An 8,989-nucleotide genomic window follows, 5' to 3' on the forward strand; every position below is an offset into this window, starting at 1 on the left:
CATCGCGCTGCTGGTCGCCGAGGCCGAGGCGATGCTCGCCCTCTCGCCCTTCGCGACCCTCGCCAAGACGCGGTGGGAGGTGCCCTTTGCCGGCCATCTCTGGACGGTGGACGAATTCGCCGCCCCCGGCACCCTGGCGGGGCTGGTCCTTGCCGAGGTCGAACTGGCGTCGGAGGAGACGGACCCGGACCTGCCCGACTGGCTGGGCGCCGAGGTCACCGACGATCCCCGCTACAGCAACGCCGCGCTGGCCGCGGCGCTGCGCGCGGAAGGGCCGGGCTGAACCCCCGGCCCCTTCGCCTTCTCTGTTCGGCGGGCCGCGTCAGGCCGCGTCGTCGGCCGGCATGATCGGTGCGGTGTTGGTCGCGCCGGTGCGCGCATTCGCCGCCGCCACCGCTTCGTTCAGCGCCGTCTGGGTGCAGAGGCCGAGCGTCACCGGGTCCCGCGGCTTGATGTTCGCCGTGTTCGGATGCGTCTTGTCCCGCACCTTCTGGATCGTCTCCTTGGTGGTGGCGAGCAGCTTGACGATCTGCGGGTCCGAAAGCTGGGGGAAGTTGCGCAGCAGCCAGGCGATCGCGTCCGGCCGTTCGGTGCGCTTGGCCACCGGGATGTAGCGCGCCCCCTTGCCGCGCGCCTTGGGCAGCGGGATCGCGCTGTCCAGCAGATGCAGGCGGTAGCTGGGGTCGGCCTCGGCCTTCTCGATCTCCTCGCGGGCGAGCTGGCCGTTGGCGATCGGGTCGTAGCCCACGATCCCCTGCGCCACCTCGCCATCCGCGATCGCCTGCACCTCCAGCGGGTGCATGCCGACGAAATCGGCGATCTGGTCGAAGGAGAGGGAGGTCTTGTCGATCAGCCACACGGCGGTGGCCTTCGGCATCAGCGGCGTCTTCATCGGTCGCGTCTTCGCTTCCTGGCCTCGGGGTGTCATCAGGGCATGCCGGGTCGCGGGCGAGCCGCGCGCCCGCCGAGGCGTCCCGGCCTCGTCGCCGTGGGATATAAGGACCGTCCGTTGCCGGGTCAAAGCCCAAGGCCGAGAGGGGGATAGCAGATGGAGGAACCGGAGGGGCCGCGCCCCGCGAACCGATTCCAGCCGCCGGTGATCGACCGCTGGGGCGCGGAGGAACTGCGCGCCTACATCGCCGAGCTGCGCGAGGAAATCGCGCGCGTCGAGCGCGAGATCGCCAAGCGCGAGGCCACCAAGGCCGCTGCGGATCTGTTTTTCCGAAAGCCTGGGTGAGGGTGGCGAAGAACCCTGCCTCGCGGTGCGGGGAAGGGCCGGGGAGGGGGCGTCTGGTTCCCGCCCGCACCAAAAAAAGCCGGCGGATCGCTCCGCCGGCTCCGGTTTCAGCCCGGGATGGGCAAGGCTCAGGCGGCCTGGGCCGGCTGCGCCTGCTCGTTGGCCTCGATCACCCGCGGCGCATTGCCCTGGATCGGGATCCGGCGCGGCTTCAGCGCCTCCGGCACCACGCGCTTCAGCTCCACATGCAGCAGGCCGTTCTCCAGGCCCGCGCCGTCCACCACGATGTGGTCGGCCAGCACGAAGCGCCGCTCGAAGGCGCGGCCGGCGATGCCGCGATACAGCACGCGGCCCTGCTCCGCCGCCTGCGGCGCCTTGCCGGCGACCGTCAGCGTGTTCTCATGGACCGTCAGCTCGATGTCGTTCGGGCCGAAGCCGGCCACCGCCATGGTCAGGACATAGGCGTCCTCGGCGGTCTTCTCGATGTTGTAGGGCGGGTAGGAAGGCCCCTCGGAGGCGGCGCGGGCCGTCTCGACCAGGCGGGCCATGCGGTCGAAGCCGATGGCGGCGCGCAGCAGGGGGGAAACGTCGAAAGCGTTCATCGGATGAGCTCCTCGTTCAGCAAGCTCGATGGCGTTGCGGCCCGGCCGCTGTGGCCCCCCGCATTCGGGCAGGCCTGCCGGTCCACGCCGGACGCCCCGATCGGGCGCGTCCGGCATCATCGAGTTGGCGAGCGGGAGCCCGCGCTTCAAGGGGGGAAGACCCCCCGAGCAGCAGCGCGGCGCGCGCTACTTCTTCACGCCGATCCCGGCGAACTTCTTGTTGAACTTGGCGATCTGGCCGCCGGTGTCCACCACGCGCTGCTGGCCGGTCCAGGCCGGATGCGACTTCGGGTCGATGTCGAGCCGCAGCGTGTCGCCTTCCTTGCCCCAGCAGGAGCGGGTCTTGAACGAGCTGCCATCGGTCATGATGACGTTGATCTCGTGGTATTCGGGATGGATGTCGGGCTTCATGGCGGCGCTCACGCAAGATGGGCCCGCCGACGGCGACCGGCAGGCACGGAAGCGGCGCGTATAGGGGAGGGGCCTGCCGCGCGCAACCTCGGGGTTGCGCAGCCCGGCGCCGCTGCCCACTCTTTCCCCATGCCGCACGATGCCTGCTGCGGGACCGCCCCGGTCTTCACCGGCCGCGACCCCGCCTTCCGCCGGGCGCTCTGGATCGTCATCGCGATCAATGCGGGGATGTTCCTGGTGGAGTTCGGCGCCGGCGCGCTGGCCGGCTCCCTCGCGCTGCAGGCCGACAGCCTCGACTTCGCCATGGATGCCGCGACCTACGGCCTGTCGCTCGCCGTGATCGGCATGTCCGCCGCGACGCGCGCGCGGGCGGCGCTGTTCAAGGCCGGCACGCTCGGCCTCATCGCCCTCTGGGTCCTCGGCACCGCCCTCTGGCGCGTCTTCGTCGCCGCCACGCCGGAGCCGATCACCATGGGCGCCGTGGCGATCGCCGCGGCGGCGGCCAACCTGATCTCGGTCGCACTGCTGTGGCGCTGGCGGGAGGGCGACGCGAACATCCGCTCGGTCTGGCTCTGCAGCCGGAACGACGCGCTCGGCAACCTCCTCGTCCTGGTCGCGGCTCTCGGCGTCTTCGGCACGGGCACCCGCTGGCCGGACCTGATCGTGGCCGCGGTCATGGCGGCGCTGTTCCTCAGCACCAGCGCGGGCGTCGCGCGGCGCGCGCTGGCGGAATTGCGCGCCGAGCATGCGCATCGCGCGCATGGCTGAGCGCGCCCCGGCGAATTGACCGGGCCGGCGGGCCGGGCCTAGCTGTCCGCCCCCGCCAGGCGGAGAGCACCAGCGTGAACGAGGCCACCTCCCCCACCGATTCCGGGCGGCCGCTCAACATCCTCTCGATCCAGTCCTGGGTCAGCTACGGCCATGTCGGCAATGCCAGCGCGGTCTTCCCGCTGCAGCGCCTCGGCGCCGAGGTCTGGGCGGTCAACACCGTGCAGTTCTCCAACCACACGGGCTACGGCGCCTGGCGCGGCAGCGTCTTCGGCGCCGAGCTGATCCACGAGCTGGTGGAGGGCATCGCCGAGCGCGGCGCGCTGCCGCGCTGCGACGCGGTCCTTTCCGGCTACATGGGCGCGGCGGAGATCGGGGAAGCGATCCTGGCCGCCGCCGCGCGGGTGAAGGCGGCCAATCCCGCGGCGATGTATTGCTGCGACCCGGTGATCGGCGATGTCGGCCGCGGGGTCTTCGTCCGCCCGGGCATCCCCGAATTCATGCGCGACCGCGCCGTGCCCGCCGCCGACATCGTCACCCCCAACCAGTTCGAGCTGGAATGGCTGACGGGGCGTGAGGTGCGGAGCCTGGCCGAAGCCAAGGCCGCCATCGCCGCGCTGCAGGCCACCGGCCCGCGCTGCGTGCTGGTCACCTCGCTCCGCACGGCGGAGACGCCCGAAGGCGCGATCGAGCTGCTGGCCGGGGAGGGCGGCGAGTTCTGGCGCCTGCGCACGCCGATGCTGCCGCTTTCCGTCAATGGCGCGGGCGACGCCATCGCCGCGCTGTTCCTGTTCCACCGCCTGCGCTGGGGCGAGGCGCGCGTTGCCCTCTCCGCGGCCGCCTCCTCCATCTACGGCCTGCTGCGCCGCACGTCGGAGGCCGGCAGCCGCGAGATCCTGACGGTGGCCGCGCAGGACGAATTCGTCACGCCGAGCCGGGTGTTCCGCGCGGAGGCCTGCTGAGCGCAACCAGAAAGCGCGGTTCCGGCTTCGTTCGGCAACCTGGGCGCCGTTGTCATGTCGGAGCGGGAATGGCAAATAGTTAATCGGTCATTACATTGCAGGCTCGGCAGCGATGGCGATCATCTTCGGCACGGCAGGCGCCGACACGATCACCGAAAGCGTCAACACGGCCGGCGGCTCGCTGGCAACCGCGGGGCCGGACCAGATCTATGGCGGTCCCGACGGCGTTGATTCGCTCGCCGGCGGCGGCGGTGACGACGCCCTCAACAGTTCCTTCGCCAATGGCAGCACGCTCGATGGCGGCTCGGGCGACGACTCGCTCTACGGCAGCGACAATGGCCAGTATCTGATCGGCGGCGAGGGCAACGACTCGCTCGAAGGCGCGGCGGGCGCCGACACGCTGTTCGGCGGCACGGGCCAGGATACGATCAACCTCTATGCGGATGTCGGCGGCTCCTCGCTCGGCGCGATGGACAGCATCGTCGGCTTCGACGCGGCGGCCGGCGACCGGCTGCAGATCGATTTCGGCTTCGCCGGCAACACCCTGCCTTTCTTCTGGCGCGGCTCGCTCTCCAACGCCTTTGCCAGCATCCAGCTCGGCTTCGCCCTGCCCGTGGGCGGTGCGCTCGTCGGCATCGCCGGATACTGGGTGCCGCGCATCGGCGGCGATGGCTGGCTCGTGCTGGATTTCGACCGCAACGGCGTCGTGGGCGCGAACGACTTTGTCGCCTTCGTGGACACGGCCGATGACGGGCCGCTGACCTTCGGCGCCTTCCTTCCCGGCGAGTTCTCCACGGCCACCGGCAGCGAAGGCCCGGACGTCATCACCGGCTTCGCCGGGCCGGTCGCGGGGCTGGGCGGCAATGACAGCCTTGCCGGCACCAGCGAGGCGGATTCGATCAACGGCGGCGAGGGCGGCGACACGCTGCGCGGCGCGGCTGGCCGGGACACGCTGCTCGGCGAGGGCGGCAACGACAACATCGCCGGCAATTCCGGCGCCGACAGCCTCGATGGCGGCAGCGGCAACGACACGCTCACCTACGGCTCCATCCAGCCCTCCGATGCCGCGACGATCCAGGGCGTCCTGGTTGACCTGCTCGCCGGCACCGCGACGGACAACTGGGGCAATCTCGACAGCATCGCGGGCTTCGAGAGCGTCGTCGGCAGCGTCACCGACGACACGATGTTCGGCGGCAACGGCAATGACTCGCTGTTCGGCGATGCCGGCGCCGACTCCATCGTCGGCCGCGACGGCAACGACCGCCTGTTCGGCGGCCTCGGCGCGGACACGCTCGACGGCGGCAATGGCGACGACTTCCTGCGTCCCTTCGACGGCGACGACCGCGTCTTCGGCGGCCCCGGCTTCGACACCGCCAGCTACAACGGCGACACCGGCCCGATCGAGGCAACGATCCAGACCGGCACGGACGGACAGAACGCCACCGTCACCAGCGCGCTCGGCGCCGATACGCTCTCGGGCATCGACGCGCTCGACGCCACCTCCGGCGACGACCGGATCGAGATGGTGTCGGTGGACACCAACGTCGGCATTCAGATCCGCGGCCTTGCGGGGGCCGATACGATCATCGGCCCATCCACCCCGAGCACGTCGATCCTCGCCGACTATCTCGTCGGCGGCGTCACCCAGGGCATCAACGTCGATCTGATCAGTGGCGTCGTCTCGAATGACGGCTTCGGTAGCCAGGACCGGCTGGTCAACATCACCTTCGTCCGCGGCACGAACTTCGACGACGTCATCCTTGGCAGCGACTTCAACGACCGCATCCGCGGCCGCGGCGGCAACGACACGCTGGACGGTCGCGGCGGCACCTTCGACAACCTCGACTACAGCAATTCGCCGGGTCCGGTCGTCGTTGATCTGGCGACGGGCATCGTCAGCTCCGACGGCGATGGTGGCGCCGACAGCGTCGCGGGCTTCGAGCTTGTTCGCGCGACCTCGGGCGGCGACAGCATCCGCGGCAGCGACGTGGCCGAAACCTTCGAGCCCTACAGCGGCGCCGACACGATCGACGGCGGCGGCAACCAGGATCGTGTCAACTATTTCTCGCTCTCGACCGGCGGGACCATCACCGCCCCCGCGGTGCCGCTCGGCATCATCGCCGACCTCGTGGCCGGCACCGTGCGCGATCCCTGGGGCACCACCGACATCGTCATCAGCATCGAGCGCGTCACCGGCACGTCGCTCGCCGACACGATGATCGGCGGCGCGGAGGCCAACCGCTTCAACGGCCGCGGCGGCAATGACAGCCTCGATGGCGGCCTCGGCGGCGACTACGCCGAGTATTCCAACGCAAGCGCGGGCGTGCGGGTGGATCTCACCCAGGGCCGCGCCTTCAGCGACGGCGAGGGCGGCGCCGACACCCTCGTCTCGATCGAGCATGTCATCGGCAGCGCCCAGGCAGACACGCTGACCGGCGTGGCGCAGCTCGGCCGCTCGCCGAGCGACCTGCGCGGCGGCGCCGGCGACGACCTCCTGATCGGCATCCCCGGCGAATACGTCCGCGCCGACTACGCCGACCAGATCGCCGGCATGTTCATCGACCTCGGCGCCGGCACCGCGCTCGACCGCTTCGGCGACACCGACACGCTGGTGGACATCCGCGGCCTGCTGATGTTCGGCGATCACGCCGACACGCTGCTCGGCAGCGCCGAGGATGAATGGATCGCCCCGTCCGAGGGCGCCGACAGCGTGGATGCCGGCGGTGGCTTCGACATCATCGGCTATGGCGGCGTGGATGTCGGCGGCGTTGTGGTGAACCTCGCCACGCAACGCGCCACCGACACCAATGGCGACGCCGACACGATCATCGGCTTCGAGGGCGTCGCCACCAGCTTCGGCGACGACACCGTGATCGGCGATGCCGGCGATAACCTGATCTCGGTCTCCTCCGGCGCCGATTCCGCCGATGGCGGCCTTGGCGAGGACACGATCAGCTACTCTCTCGGCTTCTCGCCGGGCGGCGTCGAATACACCGTCAACGAGTTCAACGACCGGCTGCCCGTGCAGGGCGTCTCGCTCGACCTCGTGACGCAGCGCGCGATGGATTTCTCGGGCAGCGAGGACACCATCCTCGGCTTCGAGCACGCGATCGGCAGCACCGCGAACGACACGCTGCGCGGCTCCGCCACCGGCAACCGCCTCTCCGGCGCCGAGGGCAACGACGTGCTGGAAGGCCGCGAGGGCGACGACACCCTGGCCGGCCAATGGGGCAATGACAGCCTCGATGGCGGCGCGGGCGTGAACACCGCGGTCTTCGACGGCAACCTGACCGATTTCGCCATCACTGCGCTCGCCGGCGGCCGGCTGCGGGTGAGCGACCTGCGCGCAGGCGCACCGGAAGGCGCGGACACGCTGGCCGGCATCGCCTTCCTCGAATTCGCCGACACGGTGATCGCCACCGGCGGCCCCACGCCGGGCGACGATTCGCTGGAAGGCACCGCCGCGGGCGACACCATCGACGCGCTCGGCGGCGCCGATTCCGTCGCGGGCCTGGCCGGCGCGGACCGGCTGCTCGGCAACGAGGGCGACGACACGCTCTCGGGCGGCGCGGAGAACGACACCCTTCTCGGGGGCGCCGGCCATGACAGCCTTGACGGCGGCACCGGCGCGGACAGTATGCTCGGCGGCGCCGGCAACGACACCTATCGCGTGGACGATGCGGCGGACAGGCCGACGGAATCGCGCGACGCCGGCACCGACACGGTGCTCTCCGCGATCACCTGGACGCTCGGTGCGCATCTCGAGAACCTGGTGCTGCTCGGCGATGCCGCCATCGACGGCACCGGCAACGGCCTCAACAACATGATCACGGGCAACGACGCGGCGAATGTGCTCAACGGCGGCGGCCGCGCGGACACGCTGATTGGCGGCGGCGGCAACGACCTCTACCTGATCGACGCCACCGACGTGCTGATCGAGCAGGCCGGCGGCGGCAACGACACCGTCGTCGCCAACGCCACCTTCACCCTCGCCGACCACATCGAGGTGCTGCGCTTCAACGGCACCGCCAATGTGCGCGGCGACGGCAATGCCGCGGACAACTTCATGCTCGGCAATGTCGGCAACAACCGCCTGCTCGGCTATGACGGCAACGACACGCTGAACGGCGGCGCCGGCAACGACACGCTGCAGGGCGGCGAGGGCGCGGACAGCCTGGTCGGCGGCGAGGGCGTGGACCGCCTCGACGGCGGCAACGGCGACGACACCTATGTCCTGGTGGATGCCGACCTGGTGATCGAGCTGGCGAATGCCGGCACCGACATCGTGCTGAGCAACATCGCCTACACGCTGCCCAATGCGGTGGAGAACCTGTCGCTGCTCGGCAGCGCCGACCTCGCGGGCACGGGCAATGCGCTGCAGAACGTGCTGAACGGCAACAGCGGGGCGAACCTGCTGCGCGGCCTGGGCGAGGCCGACCGCATCTCGGGCGGCGGCGGCGCGGACACGATCGAGGGTGGCCTCGGCGCGGATACGTTGAGCGGTGGCGGCGGCACCGACCGCTTCCTCTGGCTGACGCCGGCGGAGGGTGGCGACACGATCACGGACTTCGTTGCCGGCAGCGAGAAGCTGGTCTTCGCCAACGCCGCCTTCGGCGCGCTCGGCGTCGGTGCGCTGAACCCGGCGAACTTCGCGAACAACGCGCCGACCGGCGCCGTTCCGCAGTTCGTCTACACCAAGGCGACCGGCGTGCTGGAATGGGATGCGGACGGCACCGGCGGGATCGCGGCGGTGACCATCGCCACGCTGTCGAACAAGCCGACGCTGACCGCGGGCGATGTGCTGATCGCCTGAACGCGGCGCGAAGACGGGGGCCGCGGGGGGGGGCGTGGGGCGCCCCGGGGGGCCCCGCCGCGCGGGGCCCCCCCCCCGCCCCCCCCCCCCCCCACGCCGGCGATGGCGGTCGCCAGGCTGCCGAGTGCCTGCGACAGCACGCCCAGGCCCTCTTCGGCGATGCCGATCACGTCGCCGGTGGCGCGCCGCAGCAGAT

At 70.9% G+C, this 8,989-nt stretch carries 8 protein-coding genes; 5 read left to right on the forward strand and 3 right to left on the reverse strand.

Translation table 11 applies throughout. The features are described 5' to 3' along the window. Positions 1-283 (forward strand): CYTH domain-containing protein (locus AC1MIR_RS00850; protein WP_480026296.1); only part of this gene is annotated, 283 nt, incomplete at its 5' end. Between the two features lie 39 nt (positions 284-322). On the opposite strand, the gene AC1MIR_RS00855 is transcribed toward AC1MIR_RS00850, so the two are convergent. After that, positions 323-892, reverse strand: coding sequence for a DUF1013 domain-containing protein (locus tag AC1MIR_RS00855; protein ID WP_480026297.1), 570 nt, complete (start codon positions 890-892; stop codon positions 323-325). 156 nt (positions 893-1,048) lie between these two features. On the opposite strand from AC1MIR_RS00855, the gene AC1MIR_RS00860 reads away from it, so the two are divergent. Beyond that, positions 1,049-1,237, forward strand: coding sequence for a DUF1192 domain-containing protein (locus tag AC1MIR_RS00860; RefSeq protein ID WP_480026298.1), 189 nt, complete (start codon positions 1,049-1,051; stop codon positions 1,235-1,237). 128 nt (positions 1,238-1,365) lie between these two features. On the opposite strand, the gene AC1MIR_RS00865 is transcribed toward AC1MIR_RS00860, so the two are convergent. Continuing rightward, on the reverse strand, positions 1,366-1,839 hold the full coding sequence (locus tag AC1MIR_RS00865; protein ID WP_480026299.1) for an Hsp20 family protein: 474 nt from the start codon (positions 1,837-1,839) through the stop codon (positions 1,366-1,368). 186 nt (positions 1,840-2,025) lie between these two features. After that, positions 2,026-2,250 carry a 50S ribosomal protein L31 gene (gene rpmE / locus AC1MIR_RS00870; protein ID WP_480026300.1) on the reverse strand — a complete coding sequence of 75 codons (225 nt, stop codon included), beginning with the start codon at positions 2,248-2,250 and terminating at the stop codon, positions 2,026-2,028. Between the two features lie 129 nt (positions 2,251-2,379). Between rpmE and AC1MIR_RS00875 the strand changes: the two genes are divergently transcribed. The 3 genes from AC1MIR_RS00875 (at position 2,380) to AC1MIR_RS00885 (ending at position 8,793) form a co-directional block, all read left to right on the forward strand. Continuing rightward, the gene (locus AC1MIR_RS00875; protein ID WP_480026301.1) at positions 2,380-3,018 is read left to right on the forward strand and encodes a cation efflux transmembrane domain-containing protein; all 639 of its coding nucleotides are present in this window, start codon (positions 2,380-2,382) and stop codon (positions 3,016-3,018) included. Positions 3,019-3,092: 74 nt separating this feature from the next. Next, complete coding sequence (gene pdxY / locus AC1MIR_RS00880) at positions 3,093-3,980, forward strand: pyridoxal kinase PdxY (RefSeq protein ID WP_480026302.1); 888 nt, start codon at positions 3,093-3,095, stop codon at positions 3,978-3,980. Between the two features lie 112 nt (positions 3,981-4,092). Then, positions 4,093-8,793: a beta strand repeat-containing protein gene (locus AC1MIR_RS00885; RefSeq protein WP_480026303.1), complete on the forward strand. Its 4,701-nt coding sequence runs from the start codon at positions 4,093-4,095 to the stop codon at positions 8,791-8,793. Positions 8,794-8,989 lie beyond the last annotated feature (196 nt).

It is taken from the genome of Falsiroseomonas sp. RANM36 (assembly GCF_056682175.1).

Bases quoted from the DNA above. Each gene is read 5' to 3' on its own strand.
- AC1MIR_RS00855 (WP_480026297.1), bottom strand. From the start codon at position 892: ATGAAGACGCCGCTGATGCCGAAGGCCACCGCCGTGTGGCTGATCGAC.
- AC1MIR_RS00860 (WP_480026298.1), top strand. From the start codon at position 1,049: ATGGAGGAACCGGAGGGGCCGCGCCCCGCGAACCGATTCCAGCCGCCG.
- AC1MIR_RS00865 (WP_480026299.1), bottom strand. From the start codon at position 1,839: ATGAACGCTTTCGACGTTTCCCCCCTGCTGCGCGCCGCCATCGGCTTC.
- rpmE (WP_480026300.1), bottom strand. From the start codon at position 2,250: ATGAAGCCCGACATCCATCCCGAATACCACGAGATCAACGTCATCATG.
- AC1MIR_RS00875 (WP_480026301.1), top strand. From the start codon at position 2,380: ATGCCGCACGATGCCTGCTGCGGGACCGCCCCGGTCTTCACCGGCCGC.
- AC1MIR_RS00885 (WP_480026303.1), top strand. From the start codon at position 4,093: ATGGCGATCATCTTCGGCACGGCAGGCGCCGACACGATCACCGAAAGC.